The organism is Nocardia sp. CA-128927 (assembly GCF_050955855.1).
Lineage (GTDB): Bacteria > Actinomycetota > Actinomycetes > Mycobacteriales > Mycobacteriaceae > Nocardia.
Genome location: NZ_CP192087.1, coordinates 7,195,017 through 7,218,953 on the forward strand (window position 1 = coordinate 7,195,017; position 23,937 = coordinate 7,218,953).

Annotated in this window: 21 protein-coding genes; 9 read left to right on the forward strand and 12 right to left on the reverse strand. The window is 67.7% G+C overall.

Annotated features, from left to right (window positions below; all coding sequences use genetic code 11):
* The first annotated feature begins 108 nt into the window (after positions 1 to 108).
* Positions 109 to 1,020: a 2-hydroxyacid dehydrogenase gene (locus tag ACQPW1_RS33055; protein ID WP_433655820.1), complete on the forward strand. Its 912-nt coding sequence runs from the start codon at positions 109 to 111 to the stop codon at positions 1,018 to 1,020.
* 17 nt (positions 1,021 to 1,037) lie between these two features.
* On the opposite strand, the gene ACQPW1_RS33060 is transcribed toward ACQPW1_RS33055, so the two are convergent.
* The 4 genes from ACQPW1_RS33060 to ACQPW1_RS33075 all read right to left on the reverse strand — a co-directional run bounded on the left by ACQPW1_RS33060 (position 1,038) and on the right by ACQPW1_RS33075 (position 4,015).
* A complete protein-coding gene (locus tag ACQPW1_RS33060) occupies positions 1,038 to 2,483 on the reverse strand; it encodes a flotillin family protein (protein ID WP_433655822.1) in 1,446 nt (481 codons plus the stop codon).
* 9 nt (positions 2,484 to 2,492) lie between these two features.
* Positions 2,493 to 2,702 carry a hypothetical protein gene (locus ACQPW1_RS33065; RefSeq protein ID WP_433655824.1) on the reverse strand — a complete coding sequence of 70 codons (210 nt, stop codon included), beginning with the start codon at positions 2,700 to 2,702 and terminating at the stop codon, positions 2,493 to 2,495.
* Between the two features lie 161 nt (positions 2,703 to 2,863).
* Positions 2,864 to 3,661, reverse strand: coding sequence for a transporter substrate-binding domain-containing protein (locus tag ACQPW1_RS33070; RefSeq protein WP_433655825.1), 798 nt, complete (start codon positions 3,659 to 3,661; stop codon positions 2,864 to 2,866).
* A 3-nt stretch (positions 3,662 to 3,664) separates the two neighbouring features.
* Positions 3,665 to 4,015, reverse strand: a complete 351-nt coding sequence (locus tag ACQPW1_RS33075; RefSeq protein WP_433655827.1) for a hypothetical protein — start codon at positions 4,013 to 4,015, stop codon at positions 3,665 to 3,667.
* Positions 4,016 to 4,140: 125 nt separating this feature from the next.
* Here ACQPW1_RS33075 and ACQPW1_RS33080 point away from each other — a divergent pair, with 125 nt between their 5' ends.
* Positions 4,141 to 5,106, forward strand: a complete 966-nt coding sequence (locus tag ACQPW1_RS33080; protein ID WP_433655829.1) for a quinone oxidoreductase family protein — start codon at positions 4,141 to 4,143, stop codon at positions 5,104 to 5,106.
* Between the two features lie 238 nt (positions 5,107 to 5,344).
* Here ACQPW1_RS33080 and ACQPW1_RS33085 read toward each other — a convergent pair whose 3' ends face one another.
* Positions 5,345 to 5,941: a TetR/AcrR family transcriptional regulator gene (locus ACQPW1_RS33085; protein WP_433665398.1), complete on the reverse strand. Its 597-nt coding sequence runs from the start codon at positions 5,939 to 5,941 to the stop codon at positions 5,345 to 5,347.
* Between the two features lie 90 nt (positions 5,942 to 6,031).
* Between ACQPW1_RS33085 and ACQPW1_RS33090 the strand changes: the two genes are divergently transcribed.
* Positions 6,032 to 7,453: an FAD-dependent monooxygenase gene (locus ACQPW1_RS33090; RefSeq protein ID WP_433655831.1), complete on the forward strand. Its 1,422-nt coding sequence runs from the start codon at positions 6,032 to 6,034 to the stop codon at positions 7,451 to 7,453.
* A gap of 142 nt (positions 7,454 to 7,595) precedes the next feature.
* On the opposite strand, the gene ACQPW1_RS33095 is transcribed toward ACQPW1_RS33090, so the two are convergent.
* Positions 7,596 to 8,582, reverse strand: coding sequence for a heme o synthase (locus tag ACQPW1_RS33095; RefSeq protein ID WP_433655833.1), 987 nt, complete (start codon positions 8,580 to 8,582; stop codon positions 7,596 to 7,598).
* Positions 8,583 to 8,949: 367 nt separating this feature from the next.
* Here ACQPW1_RS33095 and tkt point away from each other — a divergent pair, with 367 nt between their 5' ends.
* The 6 genes from tkt to ACQPW1_RS33125 all read left to right on the forward strand — a co-directional run bounded on the left by tkt (position 8,950) and on the right by ACQPW1_RS33125 (position 18,235).
* Entirely contained in the window at positions 8,950 to 11,091 is a 2,142-nt protein-coding gene (gene tkt, locus ACQPW1_RS33100) for a transketolase (protein ID WP_433655835.1), read from the forward strand.
* A 6-nt stretch (positions 11,092 to 11,097) separates the two neighbouring features.
* Positions 11,098 to 12,300 carry a transaldolase gene (gene tal, locus ACQPW1_RS33105; protein WP_433655837.1) on the forward strand — a complete coding sequence of 401 codons (1,203 nt, stop codon included), beginning with the start codon at positions 11,098 to 11,100 and terminating at the stop codon, positions 12,298 to 12,300.
* A gap of 5 nt (positions 12,301 to 12,305) precedes the next feature.
* On the forward strand, positions 12,306 to 13,865 hold the full coding sequence (gene zwf / locus ACQPW1_RS33110) for a glucose-6-phosphate dehydrogenase (protein ID WP_433655839.1): 1,560 nt from the start codon (positions 12,306 to 12,308) through the stop codon (positions 13,863 to 13,865).
* A complete protein-coding gene (opcA, locus tag ACQPW1_RS33115) occupies positions 13,862 to 14,770 on the forward strand; it encodes a glucose-6-phosphate dehydrogenase assembly protein OpcA (RefSeq protein WP_433655841.1) in 909 nt (302 codons plus the stop codon). Before zwf ends, opcA begins: the two co-directional genes overlap by 4 nt.
* Positions 14,763 to 15,512 carry a 6-phosphogluconolactonase gene (gene pgl / locus ACQPW1_RS33120; RefSeq protein ID WP_433655843.1) on the forward strand — a complete coding sequence of 250 codons (750 nt, stop codon included), beginning with the start codon at positions 14,763 to 14,765 and terminating at the stop codon, positions 15,510 to 15,512. Before opcA ends, pgl begins: the two co-directional genes overlap by 8 nt.
* 491 nt (positions 15,513 to 16,003) lie before the next feature.
* Positions 16,004 to 18,235, forward strand: coding sequence for a thiamine pyrophosphate-dependent enzyme (locus tag ACQPW1_RS33125; RefSeq protein ID WP_433665399.1), 2,232 nt, complete (start codon positions 16,004 to 16,006; stop codon positions 18,233 to 18,235).
* Positions 18,236 to 18,370: 135 nt separating this feature from the next.
* Here the strand turns inward: ACQPW1_RS33125 and ACQPW1_RS33130 are convergent, their stop codons facing one another.
* From ACQPW1_RS33130 to ACQPW1_RS33155, 6 genes are read right to left on the reverse strand one after another with little or no spacing between them, the layout of a single operon-like run.
* Positions 18,371 to 19,591 (reverse strand): cytochrome P450 family protein, encoded by a 1,221-nt coding sequence (locus ACQPW1_RS33130; protein ID WP_433655845.1) that lies wholly within the window; start codon positions 19,589 to 19,591, stop codon positions 18,371 to 18,373.
* Positions 19,588 to 20,871, reverse strand: coding sequence for a cytochrome P450 (locus tag ACQPW1_RS33135; protein WP_433655847.1), 1,284 nt, complete (start codon positions 20,869 to 20,871; stop codon positions 19,588 to 19,590). Before ACQPW1_RS33135 ends, ACQPW1_RS33130 begins: the two co-directional genes overlap by 4 nt.
* Complete coding sequence (locus tag ACQPW1_RS33140) at positions 20,868 to 21,482, reverse strand: GTP-binding protein (RefSeq protein ID WP_433655849.1); 615 nt, start codon at positions 21,480 to 21,482, stop codon at positions 20,868 to 20,870. Before ACQPW1_RS33140 ends, ACQPW1_RS33135 begins: the two co-directional genes overlap by 4 nt.
* Positions 21,463 to 21,834: a DUF742 domain-containing protein gene (locus ACQPW1_RS33145; RefSeq protein WP_357392043.1), complete on the reverse strand. Its 372-nt coding sequence runs from the start codon at positions 21,832 to 21,834 to the stop codon at positions 21,463 to 21,465. Before ACQPW1_RS33145 ends, ACQPW1_RS33140 begins: the two co-directional genes overlap by 20 nt.
* The gene (locus ACQPW1_RS33150; RefSeq protein ID WP_433655852.1) at positions 21,831 to 22,247 is read right to left on the reverse strand and encodes a roadblock/LC7 domain-containing protein; all 417 of its coding nucleotides are present in this window, start codon (positions 22,245 to 22,247) and stop codon (positions 21,831 to 21,833) included. The genes ACQPW1_RS33145 and ACQPW1_RS33150 overlap by 4 nt, the downstream gene beginning before the upstream one ends.
* Positions 22,244 to 23,617 (reverse strand): sensor histidine kinase, encoded by a 1,374-nt coding sequence (locus tag ACQPW1_RS33155; RefSeq protein WP_433655854.1) that lies wholly within the window; start codon positions 23,615 to 23,617, stop codon positions 22,244 to 22,246. Before ACQPW1_RS33155 ends, ACQPW1_RS33150 begins: the two co-directional genes overlap by 4 nt.
* Positions 23,618 to 23,937: the final 320 nt, after the last annotated feature.

The window sequence follows — 23,937 nt, forward strand, 5'->3', positions numbered from 1 at the left end:
CCACCGACTGAGACAGTTGCGGACAAATGGGTTTCAACGGACCGACCGGCCGGAAAAAGTCCGGACGAACCCGGCGGGACCGCCGCCGAGGCCGCTAATCTGGCGGGCATGGCGGTCACTGTTCTAGTGCCTGATGACTACGGCGTCACGGCTCTATCCGAAATCGACGGGGTACAACCGTTGCGATACGAAATCGGCGAACCACTGCCGGACGGCGCAGAACGCGCGGAAGTGCTGATACCCAAGTTTCTTTCCCGCGCCGACACGGTCGACCTGACCCGACTGCCGAAACTCCGGCTAGTACAGCTGATCACCGCGGGCGCCGAAGGCTGGATCAGCGAGCTTCCCGACGGCGTGCGCCTGTCCACCGGCCGCGGCGCACACGGCGGCAGCTCCGCCGAATGGGTGATGGCCGCGCTCTTGCACATCTACCGCGAGCTCGGCGGATTCGCCGACGCCCAGCGCGCGGAGCAGTGGACCTTCCACCAGACGGGCACGCTGATCGGCAAGCGGATTCTGGTGATCGGCGCGGGCGACCTGGCCACCGAACTGGTGCACCGGCTGTCCGGCTTCGACACGACGGTCACCCTGGTCGGCACCCGGGCCCGCGATGGGGTGCACGGCATCGACGAATTACCCGGACTGCTGGCCGAAAAGGACGTCGTGGTCCTGACTGTCCCGGTCACTCGCCGTACCGTCGGTATGGTCGACGCCGCTTTCCTCGCCGCGATGGACGACAACGCCATCCTCGTGAACATCGCCCGCGGCTCGATCGTCGACACCAACGCCCTACTGGCCGAGCTGAACTCCGGCCGCCTGCGCGCCGCGCTCGACGTCACCGACCCCGAACCACTGCCGCCCGGCCACCCGCTGTGGACCGCGCCCGGTCTGCTGCTGACGCCGCACGTCGGCGGCAGCAGCACCGGCAGCTTCGAACGCGGCTACGCCGTGGCGTGCGCGGAGATCACCCGCTTCGCCACGGGCGAGGAACCGAAGAACCTGGTCCGCGGCGAGTACTGAGCGGGTTGACCAGCGCGCTACTTCGGCACGTCCACCTGACCGTTCTTGGCGTGCGGAGTCACTGCGGGGAGCAGGGATTCGCGGGCCATCGTGGTGAGCGCGCCCGCCTGCTGAATGATCTCGGCCAGTGCGGACGTCACCCCTTGAGCACCGTTGAGCACGGTGAAGCTGTCGATGTGCTCGAACGGGGCCGCGGCCGCCGCGACGATCTGCGGCAGCTTCTCCGCGATCTGCTGGGCGATGACCGCCTCCTGGTTCTGGCTCATCGCCTCGGACCGCAACTGGATGCCCGCCGCCTCGGCCGCCATATGCGCGCGGACCGCGTCGGCCTCGGCCAACCCGCGCGCCTTGATCGCGTCGGCCTCGGCCTGACCGGCCAGCCGGGTGGCGTCGGCCTGCGCGGCCGCGCGCAGCTTGATCGACTCCGCCTCGGCGAGGGCCTGCATCTTCGTCTGTGCCGCAGCGGCTTCCGCGCGCAACCGGGTCTCCTGCGCGTCAGCCTCGGCCTGACTGATCCGGGCGTCACGGCTGGCGGTGGCGAGGGTGGTCTGCCGGTAGGCCTCGGCGTCGGCGGGCTTGCGCACCTCCACCTGCAGCTGCTGTTCCATCTGCTGCGCCTCCAGCTGAGACACCTTCGTCGCGACCTCGACCACCGCCTGCCGGGCGGTGGCCTCCGCGAGTGGTCCCTGCTGTGCGGCTTCCTGGCTGGCGCTGTCGATCTCGGCCTGGTACTCCGCCTTCTTGATCTGGGTGTCGCGCATCGCGAGCGCGATCTGCCGCTGCGCCGCCTGCTCCTGCTCGATCGCCTCCCGGTCGGCGTTGGCCCGCGCGATCCGCGCCTTCTGCTCCACCGCCGCCTGATGCGGAATCGCAAGGTTGGCAATGTAATTGGAGCCGCTGGCGATCGACTGGATCTGGAAGCTGTCGATCACCAGGCCGAACGATTCCATCTCCTGTGAGCACCGGTCGCGGACCTGCTCGGAGAACTTGTCCTGATCGCTGATCATGTCCTCGACGGTCATCGAGCCCGCGATCGCCCGCAGATGCCCGACGAAGACGTTCTGCACCTTGGTCTCCAGCTCCTCGGCCGGACGATCCAGGAAGCGGCGCGCCGCGTTGGCGATGGACCGGTAGTCGTCGCCGATCTTGTACACCACCACCCCGCCCAGTTGCAGGTTGATCTTCTGCTGGCTCACGCACGGCACCTGGATCTGGCTCTCGTGCGCCTCCAGCGAGATGAAGCGCACCTTGGTCAGGCCCGGCATGATGAAACAGCCGCGGCCGGTGACGATGCGAAAGCCCATGCTCTCGCCGACCCCCGACGGACCCTCACCGGCGCGGAAGCCCGAAATGATCAGCGCCTCATCGGGTTCCGCGACCCGCCAGGACAGCCGGAACAACACGGCCAAGAGGAAGAGAACGACGACGACGGTCCCGATGACGACCAAGACTTGGACGTCCATGATGCACCTTCATTTCAAGGGAGTGACTTCGACCGTGCGCCCACCCAGGCTCCCGGTCACGAGGACCTGGGTGTGCTTCGGAATGGTTGTCGCGCCGTCGGCGGCCCGTGCCAGGAATCGTTCGGTCCCCGCCCGCACCTCGATCACCACCTCACCGAGATGGTCCGGCCGGATCGCCGCGGTCACGCGCGCGATCTTGCCGATCACGTCTGTCGCCACCACTCCTCCGACCCCGCCGCAGTTCGACCCTTCACGGTGACCCCGCCGAATCCCTTGCCGCAAGCATCTTTACGGAACCGATACGGGCAATCCACGGCCGCCCGATAGGCATTGACGCGGGCAACCGTCGAGCGAACGGTCGTTGGGCGATGTCCGTCGGATCAGGAGACGGGAGCCGTCGCGTTGGGGCCGATCCATTGGTCGAACAGTCGGTCCACTCCGCCGGTGGCAAGTTGGGTGGCCAACCACGCGTTCAGCGCGGTGGACAGGACCGGGTCGTCCTTGCGGACCAGCAGCACCTTGCCGAAGGAGTCGAAAGGCTTGTCCGGGTGCAGAACCTGCAGGCCGGAGTGCTGGCGGACGCGGTAGCGGCCCTCGACTCCGTCGGTGACGAAGACGTCGGCGCGGCCCTGTTCGATCTCGTCGAAGATGGTGAGATTCTCCGGCCAGAGGGTCAATTGGGCGTCGGGGAAGTTCTTGCGGGCGAACTCCTCGTTGGTGCCACCGCGATTCGCGATCACCCGGACCTCGGGTCGGTTGATCTGCTCGATGGTCGAGTAGTCGGCGTCGGTGTCGCGGCGGGTGATCGGCGTCTTGCCGTCGGTCCCGTAGGTGATGGAGAAGTCGGCGAAGGCGCGGCGGGCAGGCGAGTCGGAGATGCCGCCGACGGCGATATCGCAGTGCAGCTCAGCGAAATCCGTCTTCATGGTCGCCCAGGTGACAGGTACGAACTGGACCGGCCGACGGAGCATATCGGCGAATCCGCGCGCCAAATCGATGTCGATGCCGCGATATTCGCCCGCGCCCTCGGCGATCGAATACGGCGGGTAGTCCCCCGGCGTACACACCCGCAGGGCGTTCGCCGCGTCGGCGCCCGCCGGAATCGCCGGTGCCACAAGGACAGTCCACCCGGCAAGCAGTACCGCGCCGATGCGGCCGAACAGCCGCGTCACTCGCATCGCTCAGTTCTCGTTGCGCGCCTTGGGGAACTTCTTCTGGCGAGCCACCCAGCCCGCCATCTTGGTCCAGTGCGACTTACGCGGGGTGACGATCGAGGTCAGCTCGCGGTCCCACTCGTCGGCCTCGGTCAGGCCGTCGACGGTCTCGACGAGTTCCTTCGCGGTGGCCAGGTCGGCGACGACCCGGTCGCCGAGGATGCCGTCGGCACCGACCAGCGTCACGCGGACACCCGCGCGGCCGACCGGCTGCAGCACGGCGGTGGCCGAACCGTCGTGATCGGCGACGAATCCCTTGACGGACTCCACGAGGGCGCCCGACAACTTCACTGGAGCCGTGGCGGCATGAGCACTCATGGCAGTTAGTTTACCGACCAGTAGGAAACGGTCCAGTCCCCGTGCCGAGTTGTCGGCGGGCACGAGCCTGTGTACGGCCGCCTCCGGGTCTGACGGTCACGCCGGAGGGGTGTAGAACAGATCTCATGCGTGCGATCCAGGTGTCCGAACACGGTGGTCCCGAAGTACTGAAGTACGTCGAGGTGCCCGACCCGCAGATCGGCCCCGATCAGCTGCTCGTCGACGTGCAAGCCATCGGCATCAACTTCATCGACACCTACATCCGGACCGGGCGCTATCCGCAGGCAGTGCCGTACATCCCCGGTGCCGAGGCGAGCGGTGTGGTCGCGGAGATCGGTGCGAACGTGTCCGAGTTCGCCGTCGGCGACCGCGTCGCGTGGGCGGCCGGGCCGGGCAGCTACGCCGAGCGAGTCGCGGTGTCCGCGAACGTCGCGATCAAGGTCCCCGACGAGGTCGAACCTGCGGTCGCCGCCTCCGCGCTGCTCCAGGGCATGACCGCGCACTACCTGCTCGAATCGATCTACACACCGCAGCCCGGCGAGTCCGTTCTGGTGCACGCGGGCGCGGGCGGTGTCGGTCTGATCCTGACCCAGCTCGCCGCGGCGCGGGGCGCTCGCGTGATCACCACGGTGTCCACCGACGCGAAGGAAAAGCTGTCCCGCGAGGCGGGCGCCGCCGAGGTGCTGCGCTACGACGACGACCTCGCCGACCAGGTGCGCGCACTCACCGACGGCGTCGGCGTGGCGGCGGCCTACGACGGCGTCGGCGCGGCCACCTTCGAGGCCAGCCTCGCCTCGCTGCGCGTCCGCGGCATGCTCGCGCTCTTCGGCGGCGCCAGCGGCCCGGTCCCCCCGTTCGACCTGCAGCGCCTGGTCGGCGCGGGCTCGCTCTTCGTCACCCGTCCGACGCTGGCCAGCTACGTCCTCGACCGCGCCGAATTGGTCTGGCGCGCAACGGACATCCTCACCGCCATCGCCAACGGCACGCTCCAGATCCGGATCGGCGCGACCTACCCCCTCGCCGAAGCCGAGCACGCCCACCGCGATCTGGAAGCCCGCAAGACGACCGGCTCGATCGTCCTGATCCCCTAACCCGCCGCACGCCTTCTGATGTCCCGCACACCAACTCGCCGCACAAACACGCGTGCGGATGTCAGAAGGCGTGCGTCTGTGAGCTAGACCGCCGCACGACCGAGGGCCCAGCTCCCTTCGGCGTGCGCTCGGCCAGCGGTCGACCCGCCGCACACCTTCTGATGTCCCGCACCACGACTTGCCGCACAAACACGCGTGCGGGTGTCAAAAGGTGTGCGGCGGTGTGTATCTGCGGGCGCTAGTAGTCGAGACCGGTGAGGCCTCGGTAGATGAAGCGGGTCAGGCCGTCGATGGCCTGCTTGTCGGTCAGTTCGACCGCGCCTTCCTCAACGGCCTGCACCATGCTTGTGGTGAGCAGGAACATCATCGCCAAGCTCGCATCCGGGGTGCTGGGCAGGGTGAGACCGCGCGGGCCGAACGGATCCAGGTGATCGGCGATGTCGCGCCGCTGCTGGATCGCGAATTGCCCTGCCTGTCTGGCGAATTCGTCGTTGACCAGGGCCGCCTGCTGGATCGAGCGGAACACCGCCCAGTGCTGCCGAGCCGCGACCCAGTACCCCTCGATGTGGAAGCGGATCGCCGCCGGATCGGTGAAGTCCGGGTTGTGGTCCGGCCCCTCGGCCGTCACATCGCCCGCCGCCGCGACGTCGTTCAACAGCGCCTGGAGTAGCTCTTCCTTGCCCGCGAAATGGTTGTAGAACGAGCCGGCCGCGCGGCCCGCCGCGGTGGTGATATCGACGATCTTGGTGTTCAGGTAGCCACGCTCGGCGAACAACCGTAGGGCCGCCGCCTTCAACGCGAGCTCGGTCTCGGCCGACTTCTCTTTGCGACTCATCGACACCTGCACCCACCTCCTTGACAGGGAACGTACCAACTCTCACAATGAATTCACATTCACTGAATAGTAGTTCATCTAGGAGAAACAGTGCAGAACCAGGTACTCATCGCAGGCGCCGGGCCCACCGGATTGGCCCTCGCCCTCGAGCTGGCCCGCCGGAACGTTCCGGTGCGGATCATCGATCAGGCCACCGAGTTCTTCGCGGGTTCGCGCGGCGACGGCATCCAGCCCCGCACGCTGGAGGTGTTCGACGACCTCGGGGTGATCGACGCGGTGCTGGCGGCCGGTATCCCGGCGCCGATCATGCGGGCCTTTCTCGGTGGCGAGTTCGTCGGCGAGCGCCGGATGTGGGAGCCGATCGAGCCGACGCCCGCGCTCCCCTACCCCAATCTCTGGGTGCTCGGGCAGTCCAGGACCGAGGGGATCCTGCGCAATCGACTCGCCGAATTCGGTGTGCGTGTCGAGCTCGGCACGGCGCTGGCCACCTTCACCCAGGACGCAACCGGCGTCACCGCGACCTTGACGCGCGACGGTGTCGAGGAGACCGTGCGCGCCGCTTACCTGGTCGGTGCCGACGGCGGCCGCAGCACGGTACGCAAGGCGCTCGGCATCGCGTTCGAGGGCACGACCGACGAGTCGCTGCGGATGCTGCTCGGCGATGTCCGGACCGACGCGCTCGATCACGAGTTCGGCTACTGGTTCGCCGGGGCCGATCGGCCGATGGAGGGAATCGCCATGTCTCCCTTGCCCGGTGGGCGCCAATTCCAGTTCGCGGCCCCGCTGACCGGCGACGCCGAGCCGACTCTCGCGGTCCTGCAGGAGTATGTGGACCGCTACTCCGGCCGCACCGACATCACCTTGACCGACCTGACCTGGGTAACCGTGTGGCGGCCGAATGTCCGCCTGGCCGAACGGTTCCGGGACGGACGCGTCTTCCTGGCCGGTGACGCCGCCCACGTGCATCCGCCGACCGGCGGGCAGGGCATGAACACCGGCATCCAGGACGGATACAACCTCGGCTGGAAGCTGGCCGCCGCCGTCAACGGTGACGAATCACTGTTGGACAGCTACGAATCCGAGCGCAGGACGGTCGCCGCCCGCGTGCTCGGCGTCAGCTCGGCCCTGCTCGACAAGTTGGTCGACGGTGACGAGGACGCGATGGAGCGTGGCCCGGAGACCCAGCAGCTGGACATCAGCTACCGAGACCTGACCGACCGCCGCCCGCTCGTTCTGGGTGATCGCGCCCCCGACGCACCGCTGAAAGACATGGCGGGCAATCCGATCCGCCTGTTCGACCTGTTCCGCGGTCCGCACGCGACAACGCTGTACTTCGGCGAAACCGCCGAACTCCCGGCCGAACCCGACACGTATGCGGTGGTCCGACCCGGCACATCGGCTTCCGGAAAACACGTCATCGACGTCGAGGGCCACGCCTTCACCGCGTACCACGCGGTCGACGGAACCCGGGTAGTGGTCCGTCCCGACGGCTACATCGCCTCACATAGCTGAACCAAGGTTTTCACCGGCCGACTGATTTCGTGAGTACATGGGTAACTCACCGGGTACCGGCAGACCTGGCCACCCCTCGACCGCCGGTCGCCAACGCCGATATCGCGGCACTCAGTCTGGCCTGAATACGCGGAGAGGCGGGTCAGAGGAAGCTGCCCAAGGTGTCCCAGCCCAGCACGGAATCCACCGCGAGACCGCAGAACACCACGGCGAGATAGTTGTTCGACTGCAAGAACAGCCGCAACGGCTTCACCGATTCGCCACGCCGCACACCGGAGTACAGCTGGTGCGCCATGAGCAGGAACCACGCTCCGGCCACCAGCGCCACGGCCGCGTAGACCACACCGGTCGCCGGGACCAGCGCCAACGTGGTGAGCACGGTGAGCCAGGTGTAGATGACGATCTGCTTGGTCACCACCTGCTCGGTCGCCACCACCGGCAGCATCGGCACGCCGGCCGCGCGGTAGTCCTCCTTGTAGCGCATGGCCAGCGCCCAGGTGTGCGGCGGCGTCCAGAAGAAGATAACACCGAACAGCGCGATCGCCGGCCAGCCGATGCCACCGGTCGCCGCGGACCAGCCGACCAGGGCGGGCATGCAGCCCGCGGCGCCGCCCCACACCACGTTCTGCGAGGTGCGGCGCTTCAGGCCGAGGGTGTAGACGAAGACGTAGAACAGGATCGTCGCGACGACCAGCACGCCGCTGAGCAGATTCGCCTGCCACCACAGCCAGGCGAACGAGGCGAGGCCGAGCACCACACCGAACACGAAGGCGTGCGAGGTGGGCACCGCCTCCCTGGCCAGCGGGCGCTTCGCGGTCCGCTTCATCACCTTGTCGATATCGGCGTCGGCGACGCAGTTCAGGGTGTTCGCGCTGGCCGCGCCCATCCAACCACCGAAAAGGGTGACCAGGATGAGGCGGATGTCGATGTGCCCGCGGTCGGCCAGCAGCATCGTCGGAATCGTCGCGACGAGCAGCAGTTCGATGACCCGAGGCTTGGTGAGCGCGATGTACGCGAGCACCCGCCGGGTGAGTCGGGATGGCAGACCGGGTCCTGTGAACCGGTCGGCCAGCGCCGTCGGAGCGGAGCCGTGCGCGTCACTGCCACCCGGCTGTTGCCCAATCCGCACTGTTTCTCCTCGCACGCTGTGCATCCGCATCCGGCATGGACCAAGCAGCGCGCTCGGTCCCGCTGAGCTGGATGCGCGAGAGCTGGACCTTCGCCCGCCTCGGCGCCCCTTCAGCCGTGCGGCGCGGCTACTACTACAGAGGATGGTAGACCCCCGCCGACCCTGCTCCGCGCATAGCCCCACGCAACAACATCCGAAATGTGGTCCAGCACACGGGGCAAATAAACACAGGGTTCCCCTCGTGGCGCTGGGCGGGCACATCTAGGGTGGTTGGGTACACACCCGGTATGCACGCGCCCGCTGCCGTGCGTTCATCGCCGCCAGTATTGCCGCCGTCGACGAAACCAATGTCAGGAGAACCTCGGTCGTGTCAGTCACAGACGACATCCGCGCCCTCACTCAGCCGAATCACCCGGACGACTGGACGGATCTGGACACCAAGGCCGTCGACACCGTCCGAGTGCTCGCCGCGGACGCGGTGCAGAACGCCGGAAACGGGCACCCTGGCACCGCGATGAGCCTGGCGCCGCTGGCGTACTCCCTCTACCAGCGGACCATGCGGATCGACCCGAGCGATCCGAGCTGGGTCGGCCGGGACCGCTTCGTGCTGTCCTGCGGTCACTCCAGCATCACCCAGTACATCCAGCTCTACCTGGCCGGTTTCGGTCTGGAACTGGATGACCTGAAGAACCTGCGCAAGTGGGGCTCGCTCACCCCGGGCCACCCCGAGTTCCGGCACACCGACGGCGTCGAGATCACCACCGGCCCGCTGGGTCAGGGTCTGGCCTCCGCGGTCGGTATGGCGATGGCGGCCCGCCGCGAGCGCGGCCTGTTCGATCCGAACGCCGCGGCAGGCGCCAGCCCGTTCGACCACTTCATCTACGTGATCGCCTCCGACGGTGACATGGAAGAGGGCGTCACCTCCGAGGCGTCCTCGCTCGCGGGCACTCAGCAGCTCGGCAACCTCGTGCTGATCTACGACGACAACAAGATCTCCATCGAGGACGACACCACCATCGCGTTCACCGAGGACGTCGCCGCGCGCTACGCGGCGTACGGCTGGCACGTCCAGGTGGTCGAGGGTGGCGAGGACGTCGTCGCCATCGAGTCGGCGCTGGCCGCCGCCAAGGCGGAGACCGGCAAGCCGTCGATCATCGTGCTGCGCACCATCATCGGCTACCCGGCGCCCAACAAGATGAACACCGGCGCCGCGCACGGTGCCGCCCTCGGTGCCGACGAAGTGGCCGCGACCAAAAAGGTCCTCGGCTTCGACCCGGAGCAGAACTTCGAGGTGGCCGCCGAGGTCATCGAGCACACCCGCAAGGTCGTCGCGCGCGGCCAGCAGGCGCACGCGGCCTGGCAGGAGCAGTTCGACGCGTGGGCGAAGGCCAACCCGGAGAACAAGGCCCTCTTCGACCGGCTCGCCAAGCGCGACCTGCCCAAGGGCTGGGCCGAGAGCCTGCCGACCTACGCGCCGGACCCCAAGGGTGTGGCCACCCGCAAGGCGTCCGGCAAGGTGCTCGCCGCGCTCGCCCCCGTGCTGCCGGAACTGTGGGGCGGCTCGGCCGACCTCGCCGAGTCCAACAACACCACCATGTCCGGCGAGGGCAGCTTCGGCCCCGAGTCGATCTCCACCGGCATGTGGAAGGCCAACCCGTACGGCCGCACCCTGCACTTCGGTGTGCGCGAGCACGCGATGGGCGCGATCCTCAACGGCATCGCGCTGCACGGCCCGACCCGTCCGTACGGCGGCACCTTCCTGGTGTTCAGCGACTACATGCGTCCCGCGGTGCGTCTGGCCGCGCTGATGCGGGTGCCCGCCATCTACGTGTGGACGCACGACTCCATCGGCCTCGGCGAGGACGGCCCGACGCATCAGCCGATCGAGCACCTGGCCGCGCTGCGCGCCATCCCCGGCCTCAATGTCGTCCGCCCCGGCGACGCCAACGAGACCACCTACGCGTGGCGCACCATCCTGGAGCGCGACAGCAGCGAGCACACCTCGCACTTCTCGGTCTCCGAGCAGCCGCATCAGGACGGCCCGTCCGCGCTCGCGCTGACCCGCCAGGATCTGCCGATCCAGGAGGGCACCAGCTACGAGGGCGTCGCCAAGGGCGGCTACATCCTCGCCGAATCGTCCACCGGCACTGCGCAGGTGATCCTCATCGCTACCGGTTCGGAGCTCCAGCTCGCCGTCGAGGCCCGGACTACGCTGGAGTCGCAGGGCATCGGAACCCGGGTGGTCTCGATGCCGTGTGTGGAGTGGTTCGACGCGCAGGACAAGGCGTACCGGGACGAGGTGCTCCCGCCCGCGATCCGCGCTCGGGTCGCGGTCGAGGCGGGTATCGCGATGCCGTGGCACCGGTTCGTCGGCGATGCGGGCGAGACGGTCTCGATCGAGCACTTCGGTGCTTCCGCCGACTACAAGACCCTGTTCCGCGAGTTCGGCTTCACTACGGAAAACGTCGTTGCCGCCGCGCAGCGCGCACTCGAGAACGTGAAGGGATAAGCGCTCATGGCACAGAACGCGAATACCGCCGCCCTCTCCGCGGCAGGTGTCTCCGTATGGCTCGACGACCTGTCCAGGGACCGGATCCAGTCCGGCAACCTGGCCGAGTTGATCGAGACCCGCAACGTCGTCGGGGTGACCACCAACCCGACGATCTTCCAGGGTGCGCTGAGCAAGGGCCACGCCTACGACGGACAGCTGAAAGAGCTTGCCGCACAGGGCGCGGACGCCGATGCCGCGATCCGCACCATCACCACCGACGACGTGCGCTCGGCCTGTGACGTCTTCGCCGACGCCTTCGAGGCGTCCAACGGTGTCGACGGCCGTGTCTCCATCGAGGTCGACCCGCGCCTCGCGTTCGACGCGGACAAGACCGTCGCGCAGGCCATCGACCTGTGGAAGACGGTCGACCGGCCGAACCTGTTCATCAAGATCCCGGCCACCGAGGCGGGACTGCCCGCGATCACCCGGGTGATCGCCGAGGGCATCAGCGTGAACGTGACGCTGATCTTCTCGGTCAAGCGGTACCGCTCGGTGATGGGCGCCTACCTGGACGGGCTGCGCAGCGCCAAGACCGCGGGCCACGACCTCGGCAAGATCCATTCGGTCGCTTCGTTCTTCGTGTCCCGGGTGGACACCGAGATCGACAAGCGGCTCGAGGCGATCGGCACCGACGAGGCCCTCGCGCTGCGCGGGCAGGCCGGAATCGCCAACGCGCGCTTGGCCTATGCCGAATACCAGGACGTGTTCGACGGTGGCAAGCACACCTCCACCTACAACAACCTCGGTGCCGCGGGCGCGAATCGGCAACGGCCGCTGTGGGCTTCGACCGGCGTGAAGAACCCGGAGTACTCCGACGTCATGTACGTCACCGAGCTGGTCGGCAGGAACACGGTGAACACGCTGCCGGAGAAGACCCTGGAGGCGGTCGCCGATCACGCCGAGATCCGCGGCGACACGCTCAGCGGCACCGCCGCGGCATCGCAGGAGGTGTTCGACAAGCTCTCCGCCGTCGGCATCGACCTCGACGACGTGTTCGCGGTGCTGGAGACCGAAGGCGTGGACAAGTTCGAGAAGTCGTGGGCGGAACTGCTTTCCGCCACCACGGAGGAACTTGCAGCAGCTGACACGGCCGACGCGGGGCCCTCCGTGGCCACGCAAGCTACCTCCTCCGGGCCTGACGCGCCCGCCGGGGCCGGGAACAACTGACAACGATGGCCGGCCCCAAAACCCCGACCTGGCAGAACCCGCTGCGCGACGAGCGGGACAAGCGGGTCCCGCATATCGCGGGCCCGTGCAGCGTGGTGATCTTCGGTGTCACCGGTGACCTGTCTCGGAAGAAACTGATGCCGGCCATCTATGACCTCGCGAACCGGGGGCTGCTGCCCCCGGGTTTCGCGCTGGTCGGCTTCGCCCGGCGGGATTACGCGGACGAGGACTTCGCCAAAGTCGTGCTCGACTCGGTGAAGACGCACGCCCGCACGCCGTTCCGCCAGGAGGTCTGGGACCACCTGGCCGAGGGGATCCGTTTCGTGCAGGGCAGTTTCGACGACGACACGGCCTTCGCCACCCTCGCGGACACCCTGGCCAAGCTGGACAAGGACCGTGGCACCGGCGGCAATCACGCCTTCTACCTGTCGATTCCGCCGAACATGTTCCCCGTGGTGCTCAACCAGCTGTCCGAGCACGGGCTCGCGCAGCCGACCAGCACCGACGCCGGTGGCCGTAAGCCGTGGCGGCGCGTGGTGATCGAGAAGCCGTTCGGGCACGATCTGGAAAGCGCCCAGGAGCTCAACGCGCTGGTCAACGGGGTGTTCCCGGAGGAGACAGTCTTCCGCATCGACCACTACCTCGGCAAAGAGACGGTGCAGAACATCCTGGCGCTGCGCTTCGCCAACCAGCTCTATGATCCGATCTGGAACGCCAACTACGTCGACCATGTGCAGATCACCATGGCCGAGGACATCGGATTGGGCGGGCGCGCAGGCTATTACGACGGCATCGGCGCCGCCCGCGACGTGATCCAGAACCACCTGCTGCAGCTGCTCGCGCTCACCGCGATGGAGGAGCCGATCAGCTTCCAGCCCAAGCAGTTGCAGGCCGAGAAGATCAAGGTGCTCTCCGCCATCAAACTCGTCGAGCCGCTGGACGAGACCACCGCACGCGGACAGTACGCGGACGGCTGGCAGGGCGGCGAGCAAGTGGTCGGCCTGCTCAACGAGGAAGGTTTCGACCCGGAGTCGCGCACCGAGACCTACGCCGCGATCACCCTCGAGGTGGACACGCGCCGGTGGGCTGGTGTGCCGTTCTATCTGCGCACCGGAAAACGGTTGGGGCGCAGGGTCACCGAGATCGCGGTGATGTTCAAGCGGGCGCCGCATCTGCCGTTCGACCAGACGATGACCGAGGATCTCGGGCAGAACGCGCTGGTCATCCGGGTGCAGCCGGACGAGGGCATCACCACCCGGTTCGGCTCGAAGGTGCCGGGGTCGAGCATGGAAGTGCGCGACGTCAACATGGACTTCAGCTACGGCGAGGCGTTCACCGAGTCCTCCCCCGAGGCTTACGAACGCCTGATCCTCGACGTGCTGCTCGGGGTGCCGTCGCTGTTCCCGGTGAACGCGGAGGTCGAATTGTCCTGGAGCATCCTGGATCCGGTGCTCGAACGCTGGGCCGAAGAAGGCAAACCCGAACCGTACGAGGCGGGCACCTGGGGTCCGACCTCGGCCGACGAGATGCTCGCCCGCACCGGGCGCGAATGGCGGCGGCCATGATCATCGACATCCCGAACACCACCACCGGCGAGGTCACCAAGCGCATCGTGCAGCTGCGCGAGAGCAACGGCGTGATCACCATGATGCGGGTGCTCACCCTGGTGGTGTGCACGCTGGACAGCTCCGAGGCCGAGGACGCCATCGACGCCGCCAACGACGCCAGCCGCGAACACCCTTGCCGGGTGGTCGTTTTGGCGCGCGGCGACCGGGACGCGGAGACTCGGCTCGATGCGCAGATCCGGGTCGGCGGCGATGCCGGTGCGGCCGAGGTGATCGTGCTGCGGCTGCAGGGTGAGCTGATCAATCACGAGAGCAGCGTCGTCATCCCGTTCCTGCTGCCGGACACCCCCGTGGTGGCCTGGTGGCCGCGCGGCGCCCCGGAGTTCCCGTCCAAGGATTCGGTGGGGCGCTTGGCAACTCGCCGCATCACCGACGCCACCTATGCCGCCGACCCGCAGGCCGCGATCAAGAAGCGACTCGCGTCCTACGCGGCCGGTGACACCGATCTGGCGTGGAGCCGGATCACCTACTGGCGCGCGCTGCTCGCCGCCGCACTGGACGAACCGCCCTTCGAGCCGGTGGATTCGGTGCTGGTGTCCGGGCTGCGCGACGAACCGGCGCTGGACACCCTGGCCGGTTGGCTCGCCATCCGCCTCGGCTGCCCGGTGATCCGCCGCTCCGGCGCGCTGCGGGTGGAGATCCACCGCCCGTCGGTGTCGGTCACCATCGAGCGCCCGCAGACCGGGCGCACGGCGACACTGACCCGCACCGGCGATCCGGATCAGCGAATCGCGCTGGCGCGCCGGGAAACTCGCGACTGCCTGGCCGAGGAACTGCGCAGGCTGGACGCCGATGAGATCTACGCCGAGGCCCTCGCCGGAATCGAGAAGGTGACCTATGAGTGAGTCCGCCAGCGACACAGTCGAAGTCCACATCGATACCGACTCGCTGATCGCCGCCGCGGCGGCCCGGTTCGTCGAGGTCGTCGTCGCGGCTCAGGCCGAGCGCGGCACCGCGTCGGTCGTGCTGACCGGCGGCGGCACCGGCATCGGGCTGCTCGAACTGGTCCGCAAGTCGCCCGGCGACATCGACTGGTCCAACGTCGACTTCTTCTGGGGCGATGAGCGTTTCGTGCCCGCCGGTGACGCGGAACGTAACGACCGCCAGGCCCATGAGGCCCTCCTCGACCACGTCCCCGTGGACCCGGCCCGGGTACATCAGGTCGCGGCCTCCGACGGCGAATACCCCGACCCGATCGAGGCCGCCGCCGAATACTCCACGGCCGTACACGCCTACCTCGCCGAACACGGCAGTTTCGACCTGCACCTGCTCGGCATGGGCGGCGAAGGACACATCAACTCGTTGTTCCCGCACACCGACGCGGTCCGCGAGCAACACGAACTCGTTGTCGCCGTGACGAATTCGCCGAAACCCCCGCCGGTCCGGGTAACCCTCACCATCCCCGCCATCCGCCGCACCCGCCACGTGGTGCTGGTCGTCGGCGGTGCCGCCAAGGCCGACGCGGTCGCCGAAGCCATCTCCGGCGCAGACCCGGTCGACATCCCCTCCGCAGGCGCCGTCGGCCTCGAATCCACCACCTGGCTCCTGGACCAAGACGCAGCCTCGTCCCTGCAACTCCCGGACTAACCGCCAGTCGCATCGAACCGGACACGGCCGAGCTGAATCCCTACGAGGCGCGCAACAGTCCGCACCCGCCCAGGGGTTGTCACGCATCGAGTGGGGCATGACGGCGGCAAACGTCGAGTAGGCGCTCCACCATGTCCCGCTCGGCACACCACACCCGGGTCACCGCTCGCCCAACCGGACTTGCTGCAGCCAAACATCGAGTGGGCACGCCGTCATGTCCCGTTGGGTGACCGCACCAGCGTTGCCGCTCAGCGAGCGGGATGGGGCGGAGGCACGTCGGATCGGCGCGAAGGTCGTGCAGCGTTCTCGACGGTGCTGCGCGTGACCGGTCCGCAGTACTCCCTCGCGGCCGGGCCAGGTGCCTTCAGCTGTTCGGTATCCATTCCCGATTGCCGACCATTCGCATGGAATGAGCCCAACGGGACGGGAATTAGTCCGGTCAGAGTGTCGATGACGCGCAAAATCATCGGATGACCGATAAGCTGGCGCGAATGAGCGAGCGGGACGCGAACCCCGGATCCAGCCCGGGCAAGGTTCTTGATGATCGGTTTCGGGCGGCGGTCAGCGCGCTGACGCCGGCCTCGGGTCGGGCGGTGGCGGATGACATCGCGCCGGGGATCAACGGGGCGATGCTGCTGGAGTTGTTCGAGGCGCAGGCGACGAGTAGGCAGTTGGATCTGGCGGCTCGGCAGCTGGGCGCGAGTAAGCGCGGGTACTACAGCATCGGGTCGTCGGGGCATGAAGGTAATGCGGCGCTCGGGCTGGCGCTTCGGGTGACCGATCCGGCGTTGCTGCACTACCGGTCCGGTGCGTTCTTCGTGCAGCGCACCCGGCAGGTGCCCGGTCTCGATCCGATCCGCGACGTGCTGCTCGGCATTGTCGCCGCGGCGGCCGATCCGATATCGGGTGGGCGGCACAAGGTCTTCGGCAGCAAGCCCGCCGCCATCATCCCGCAGACGTCGACTATCGCCTCACACCTGCCCCGCGCGGTCGGGCTCGCCTTTGCGATCGATCGTGCTGCGCGACTGGGTGTTTCGAGTGAGTGGCCGTCGGATGCGGTGGTGCTGTGCAGTTTCGGCGACGCTTCCGCCAACCACTCCACCGCGGCAGGCGCGATCAATGCGGCGATTCACACTGCCCGCCAAGGTGTTCCGCTGCCGATCCTGTTCCTCTGCGAGGACAACGGCATCGGCATCAGCGTCCCTACGCCAGCGGATTGGATCCAGCAAGCCTACGGTTCCCGCGCCGGTCTGGAGTACTTCGGCGCCGACGGCTGCGATCCCCTTGACGCACTGACTACTTCGACCGCGGCCGCCGCCTGGGTCCGTGAGCACCGCAAGCCCGCCTTCCTGCACATGCGGACGGTCCGGCTGATGGGCCACGCCGGTTCCGACGTCGAAGCCGCCTACCGCAGGCCCGCCGACATCGCCGCCGACCTCCTCCGCGACCCGGTAACGGCGACGGCCCGCATGCTGGTCGCCACCGGCGTCGCCACGCCTACCGAGGTCCTCGACCGCTACGACGACATCACCCACCGCGTCACCACCACGGCCGAAACCGTCTGGCGCGAACCGAAATTGACCTCTTCGGCCACAGTGATGGCCCCACTCGCTCCTGCCCGCCCCGCGCTGGTACGCGAGGACGTGCTCCGAGCGGAACAACCCGTCATTCAACCTGCCGATAGCGAAGCGAATCATGGTGCAGCGACGCCGGATCCGGTGACTCTCGGCCAAGCGATCAACCGAACCCTGGCGGGCCTGTTGACTCGCGACCCCGACGTGCTCGTCTTCGGCGAGGATGTCGGCCGCAAGGGTGGCGTGTACGGCGTAACCAAGGGCCTGCAGAAGCAATTCGGTAAGCGCCGGGTGTTCGACACCTTGCTCGACGAGCAGAGTGTGCTCGGCACGGCCCTCGGCACCGCGCTCGCCGGATTCATTCCGATCCCCGAAATCCAGTACCTGGCCTACGTGCACAACGCCGCCGACCAACTGCGCGGCGAGGCGGCCACCCTTTCGTTCTTTTCCGCTGGGCAGTACCACAATCCGATGGTGGTCCGCATCGCCGGCTACGCCTACCAGAAGGGCTTCGGCGGCCACTTCCACAACGACGACTCCATCGCCGCCCTCCGCGACATCCCCGGCCTCATCGTCGCCTCCCCCGCCCGCGCCGACGATGCCGCCGCCCTCCTGCGCACCTGCGTCTCCGCCGCCCGAGTAGACGGCCGCGTCTGCATCTACCTGGAACCCATCGCGCTCTACCACACCCGCGACCTCCACGAACCAGGCGACAACGCCTGGCTCGCACCGACTTCCGACACCACCCACGCCGAAATCGGCCGCGCCCGCGTCTACGGTGACGGCACCGACCTCACCATCGTCACCTTCGCCAACGGCGTCCCGATGAGCCTGCGCGTAGCCCGCCGCCTGGCCGACCGCGGCGTCCGCACCCGAGTCCTCGACCTCCGCTGGCTCTCTCCCCTCCCCCTCGACGACATCCTGCACCACGCGCGAGCCACCGGCCGAGTCCTCATTGCCGACGAAACCCGCCACAGCGGCGGCGTTTCCGAATCCGTCTGCGCCGCCCTCATAGACGCAAGCTTCGACGGCCGCATCTCCCGAGTAACCAGCGAAGACAGCTTCATCCCGCTAGGCCCCGCCGCCGACACCGTCCTCCTCGACGAAACCAAAATAGAAACCGCCGCAGGCAAACTCCTGGCGGAGTGAACAGGTCGGGCCACCACGAGAGCTTGAAAGCTAGCCAGAATCAGCAGCACCACTGATGAATCCGCATTCAGTGGCACACCACGGCGGGGGCTTCTCGCGTTTCTCCGCCACCATGTGCCACTGAATATGGATTCGTCAGCCCAAATGCACTGGGAACGCGGCCAAGTCGTTCTGGGTGAGCACCGGGAGATTGCGGATTTCCGCGTCCGGCACCGCAAGTCGCAGGTTCGGGAACCGCCCGAACAGCGCGGGCAAAGCGATGCTGGCTTCCAACCGCGAGAGGGCGGCACCGGGGCAGATGTGCGGCCCATGCCCAAAGGTCAAGTGGCGGTTGGACGTCGAGCGGGTGATGTCGAAGTCGTCGGAGTTCTCGCCGTGCACCGCGGTGTCCCGACCGATGGCGCGGTAGGACATGACCACACCCTCGCCCTTTTCGATCACGGTGTCGCCGATGGCGATATCTTCGGTGGCGAAGCGCATCAGGAGATGCGATACCGGGCTGTCCCAGCGCAGCGTCTCCTCGACCGCCTGCTTCCACTCGATGTCGCCGGTGCGCACCTTGTCCAGCTGTTCCGGCCGGGCGAGCAGGGCGCGAACGGCGTTGAGAATGAGCCCGACGGTGGTCTCGTGACCCGCGGCGACCAGCGCCTTCAGGTTCCCGACCACTTCCTCCTCGGTCAGCGGCTCGCCGCCGTCGGACGCCAGGATGAGGGCGCTGGTGAGGTCGTCGGTGGGATCGGCGGTCTTCTTACGCACCAAATCCGTGTAATAGACGTCCATTTCGTCGATCACCCGCAACCGCTCGTCCTGCGGGGTGAGCAACGAGAAGAACGCTTTGTACCAGGTGAGCAGCATGGGATGGTCGGCCCGATCCACGCCCATCAGCTCACTGATGACGCGCATCGGCAGTGGGTAGGCGAAGACCTCTTTGAGATCCACCACGGAATCACTACTGCCCGAAGCACTCAGATCGTCGAGGAGTTCGGCGGTTAGTCGCTCGATGACGGGGCGGATGTCCTCTAGTCGACGCGGCGACAAGGCCTGTGTCGTCTTGATCCGCAGCCGCCGATGCTCGGCGCCGTCCACGGTGAACATGGACCGACCCGCGTCGATCATCCCGATCAACGGCCACTGCCGCGTCACCACACCGGAGTTCCACAGCGACCAACCGCTGATGTCCTTGATCAGCCGGGGATCGACGAGCAACTGCCTGGCCACGGCATGCTCGGTAATGGTCCAGGCGGGAACGCCGAGCAGTTCGATCCGCGCCACCGGACCGTTGGTGCGCAGATAGGCGGTCTCTCCAGCGAGGTCACCGACCATCGGATCGATGGCGAATGGACATGTTTGGGTCACTGGGTACCTCCGACTGCACGAACTGGGGTGAAACGAACCGGCAAAGAAGTCATGCCGCGCAAGAACGCCGACGGGCGGCGCACCAGGTTCTGCGCGGGAACCATGAGATCGATATCGGGCAGCCGATCGAGGAGCACCTCGATGCTGGTCCGCGCGATGATCTCGGCCAGTTGCTGAGCCGGGAACGGGCACCGGTACTCGCCATAGCTGAACGCGAAGTGCGCGCTGTTACCCGTGTGCGCGGGCTCGACACCGTCGACAAGATGTTGGCGCACATGCGGATCCGCGTTGGCGGCGGCCAGTCCGAGCAACAGCATGTCGCCCGCCCGAATCACCTTGTCCGCCAACCGGGTATCGCGCGCCGCCCAGCGTCCGGCGAGGATCTGGGTGGGCGTGTCCTCCCACAGCACCTCGTTCATCGCCTCGCCGACACTGCGCCGCCCACCACCGAGCGCCGCCGCGAACCGGTCGTCGGTCAGCATGAGCCGCACCGAGTTTCCGATCCAGTCGGCGGTCGGCAGGTGCCCCGCGGCGGTGACCGCCATCAGGTCCTGCACGTACTCCTCGTCGGTGAACGGTGCGGGATGCCCGAGCATCCGCGACACCAGATCGTTTCCGGGCCTTGCCTTCTTGGCGGCGAGCACGTGCGCCATCTGTTCGTAGAAGGCCCCGTAGGCCGCCTGTGCGTCGGCACCGCCGTCGGCGATCGCCTTCATGCTCCACGCCAGCCGCGCGCCGTCTTCATCGGGGAAACCGAGCACCCAGGCAAGTGCGAGCACCGGCATCGCCACCGCGAACTCGGCCACCAGATCGGCCTCGCCCCGCCCGCAGAACCCGTCGATCAGCCGGTCGGCCAATTCCTCACAGGTGCGGCGCAATTCGAACGGATCGACCGATTCCAGCGCGGGCTCGACCATGGCGACATGCCTGCGGTGCTCGGCGCCCGCGGTGAAGTAGATCGACGGCCGCGGCTGCCCGACCATCGGGAGCAGCGGCCAGTCCTCGGGAATGTTGGGCCACTGGTTCCACAGGCTGACGTCGCGCGGAAACAGCTCCGGATCGCTGGTGACCTGGTGCAGTTCGCGGTAGCCGATGACGAGCCAGGCCGGCACATTGCCGGGCAGCTCGACGGAGACGACGGGCCCGTGCTCACGACGCATCTCGCGGTAGAGGTGCTGCGGGTCGGTGTGGAAGCGCGGGCCGCTCAGCGGCACCGCGCCGGTCTCGGGATGGACCGGGCAGCCGCCGGTGGCGGCCGAGGCTGTGCTGGAGGTGGTCATGATGCGGTCTCCGCTCGCGGGGCATCGGCATAGATGTGCTCGACCAGGCTGATCAGCACGCTCTTACAGGATTCGCGCGACCTCGCGTCGCAGTCGACCAGCGGCACCTGCGGATCCAGATCGAGGGCGTCGCGGACTTCACCGAGCTGAGAGGGTCCCCCGAAGTTGTTGCACGCCACGACGAATCGCGTCTTCTGGGCTTCCAGCCGGTCGATGGCGTACCAGGAGTCGGCGATCCGGCGCTGGTCGACCAGCACGATCGCGCCGAGCGCACCGGAGAACAACCGGTCCCAGAGGAAGAAGAACCGTTCCTGCCCCGGCGCGCCGAACAGGTAGAGCACGTTTTCGGTGTCGATGGTGATGCGGCCGAAGTCGAAGGCGACCGTTGTCGTCGACTTGCCCGGCGCGCCGCTCGGATCGTCGATGCCGATGCCCGCGTTGGTCATCGTCGCTTCGGTGTCGAGCGGGCGGATCTCGCTGACCGCGCGGACCATGGTGGTCTTGCCGACGCCGAAACCGCCGACGATGACGATCTTCAGTCCTTGGCGGGTCGCGCTGTTCAGCGGTGCGTCGGCACGGGCGGGCCGAGCGTCAAAGGTTGCGGAGTCCAACGAGCACCTTCTCGAGGGTGGTGGAGTCGGGCACCGAATTCCACGGCGCGTCAGGGTAAGCGGGGCCGTTGCTGGGGTGCCGGACGGTGATCTTGCCTGCGTGCAACAGGTCCGACAGCAGGATGGTGGCGATGCCGACCGGGATGCGCAGTTCGGCGGCGATCTCGACGACCGCGGTGGGTGCGCGGCACATGTCGAGGATCGCGACGTGCTCGGACTGCATGCCCTGGGTCGGATCGCATTCGCTGACGACCAGGGTGACCAGGTCGAAGCTGTCGGAATCCGGTTTGCTGCGTCCTCCGGTCAGTGTGTAGAGCCGGTCGGGGTCGTCGTCGCGGCCTGGCCTGTTCACGGCACGCTCGCTCCCCCGACACGCGGCTTCGACGCGAGGTGATGGCCTAGTTGCTCGACCAGTTCCCGCATGTTGTGCCCGACCAGGCCGGCGTCCGCGTCCTCGGCGGCGACGACCGCGATGTGCGCGGCCAGGCCCGCCTCGACGATGAACAGGATGCCGCCGTAGAACTCCGTCATCGACTGGCGCACACCGCCTCTGCCGTCACCGAACTCGACGGAGGCGCCGTGCGAAAGGCTCTGGATGCCCGCGGCGATGGCGGAGAGTTGATCGGCCTTGTCCATGCTGAGTTCGGGGGTGTGGCAGATCTTGAGGCCGTCACCGGATAGCAGCAGCGCGTGGCGGGTGCGTGGGGTGCGCGCGAGCAGTTGCTCCAACAGCCAGCTGAGTTGCGACGGAACAGACGTTGTCATCGATCATTCTCCACGGCAACGGTAGGGGACGGGGAAGGTGTTGCGGCAGCGGAGTTGTCGGTGTCACGACCGGCCAACGCACGCTGGAACGCACCGAAGTTCGCCGTGGTCGACGCGGGCGGGGTCGGTGCGGGCGGATCGGTCTTGGGCAGCGAAAGCCCGGCGGGATGCACCGCGGCCAGCGTGCTGCCCCGGCGCCGTTTCGGCAGACCCATGCTGGTGTGCTCGGCGGCGGGCGCGGGGATCGCCGCGGGGTCCGGTATCGCCGCGATCTCCTCGGCGGACGCGGGCGTCGGTGCGAGGGGCGCCGCGATGGCGACCGGTGACGTCGCGGAGGGCAACGTAGCGGTCCGTAGCGTGGGGTTGGTGGCGAGCGACGCCGGTTGCGAACGGTCAACGCGCGCAGTGAGATCCCGCGGCACCACCACGACCACCGCGGTGCCGCCGATGGCGGAGGGCCGGTAGGACACGGTGAGACCGTGCTTGCGCGCAAGGTGTCCGACGACCGCGAGACCGAGCCGCGTTCCGCTCAGCGACGACAGGTCCGACGAACGCTGGCCGCGCCCGTCCTGGAGCGCGTTCGACACAGTCTGTTCGGCGCGACGCAGCGCCGAATCGCTCATCACCAGGCCGCTGTCCTCGATGGTGAGCACCACGCCCGCGGGCACCTCGGCGGCGTAGACGTGCACCTCGGTGGTGGGCGGGGAGAAGTTACAGGCGTTGTCGAGCAGTTCGGCCAGCGTGTGCATCACGCCTTCGGCCGCATGACCGGCGATGGCGATCTCGGCGATGGCACGCAACCGGACCCGCTGATAGCCCGCGACGCGGCCCATCGCGCCACGCAGGATCGACTCCATGGCAATGGGTTTGGCCCAGCGTCGCCCGGATCGGGCGCCGCTGAGTACGGCGATGCTGTCGGCGAGGCGGCCCGCCTGCGCGGTGCGATGGTCCAGGTGCAGCAGGTCGGCGAGCACCTTCGGGTCGGCGTGCCGGTGTTCCATCTCGCGCAGTTCGGCGAGCATGCTGGTGGTCATCGCCTGCATGCGGCCCGCCGCACCGGCGAACGCGGCCATCGCCGCGGACCGGCGGCTGTCGCTGTTCTTCGCTTCCCACGCGTGCACGCCCGCCGCCTCGCTCGCGGCCGCCATCCTGGCGGTCGCCTCGGCGGTCACCGCCGCCGCGGACCGCTTGGCCCGACCGGCCACGCCGCGGTAGTGCACCGCGGCGGTTACCGTGGCGCACAACGCAATAGCGGCGGTGACCGCGCCCACAGTCAGCGGGATGCGGAAGTCGGTCGGCGCGTAGTAGACCGCGATCACCACGATGACCGAGGTGACGGCAGCGCAGGTGAGCAGGGCTAATAGCGGCATGCGCAGACGTCGAAAGAGTGGTTCCCGACGCTCGCCTTCCGGCGCATTCAATGACTGTGACAAGTTCCGTACTTTCGCACTCACGTTCACCAAGAAGGCATTGTGTTGAGTCCCGACCCCTGCTTCGTGTTCGGGCTGCACCAAATGTACAGACCAGCAAGCAGTTCCGCATCTCGGCCGAACGCATCTAACAGGCGGTGTTAGATGGTTGCGCCTTAGTTGTATTGTATTGCGCTACTTTCATTTTCAATGACACCGGCGATTGGTCGGCTACCGCGCGGCAGCCTGCTCAACATCGCTTCGTCACACAGCGGTCATGC

Bases quoted from the DNA above. Each gene is read 5' to 3' on its own strand.
- ACQPW1_RS33055 (WP_433655820.1), top strand. From the start codon at position 109: ATGGCGGTCACTGTTCTAGTGCCTGATGACTACGGCGTCACGGCTCTA.
- ACQPW1_RS33060 (WP_433655822.1), bottom strand. From the start codon at position 2,483: ATGGACGTCCAAGTCTTGGTCGTCATCGGGACCGTCGTCGTCGTTCTC.
- ACQPW1_RS33070 (WP_433655825.1), bottom strand. From the start codon at position 3,661: ATGCGAGTGACGCGGCTGTTCGGCCGCATCGGCGCGGTACTGCTTGCC.
- ACQPW1_RS33075 (WP_433655827.1), bottom strand. From the start codon at position 4,015: ATGAGTGCTCATGCCGCCACGGCTCCAGTGAAGTTGTCGGGCGCCCTC.
- ACQPW1_RS33080 (WP_433655829.1), top strand. From the start codon at position 4,141: ATGCGTGCGATCCAGGTGTCCGAACACGGTGGTCCCGAAGTACTGAAG.
- ACQPW1_RS33085 (WP_433665398.1), bottom strand. From the start codon at position 5,941: ATGAGTCGCAAAGAGAAGTCGGCCGAGACCGAGCTCGCGTTGAAGGCG.
- tal (WP_433655837.1), top strand. From the start codon at position 11,098: ATGGCACAGAACGCGAATACCGCCGCCCTCTCCGCGGCAGGTGTCTCC.
- zwf (WP_433655839.1), top strand. From the start codon at position 12,306: ATGGCCGGCCCCAAAACCCCGACCTGGCAGAACCCGCTGCGCGACGAG.
- opcA (WP_433655841.1), top strand. From the start codon at position 13,862: ATGATCATCGACATCCCGAACACCACCACCGGCGAGGTCACCAAGCGC.
- pgl (WP_433655843.1), top strand. From the start codon at position 14,763: ATGAGTGAGTCCGCCAGCGACACAGTCGAAGTCCACATCGATACCGAC.
- ACQPW1_RS33125 (WP_433665399.1), top strand. From the start codon at position 16,004: ATGAGCGAGCGGGACGCGAACCCCGGATCCAGCCCGGGCAAGGTTCTT.
- ACQPW1_RS33135 (WP_433655847.1), bottom strand. From the start codon at position 20,871: ATGACCACCTCCAGCACAGCCTCGGCCGCCACCGGCGGCTGCCCGGTC.
- ACQPW1_RS33150 (WP_433655852.1), bottom strand. From the start codon at position 22,247: ATGACAACGTCTGTTCCGTCGCAACTCAGCTGGCTGTTGGAGCAACTG.
- ACQPW1_RS33155 (WP_433655854.1), bottom strand. From the start codon at position 23,617: ATGCCGCTATTAGCCCTGCTCACCTGCGCTGCCGTCACCTCGGTCATC.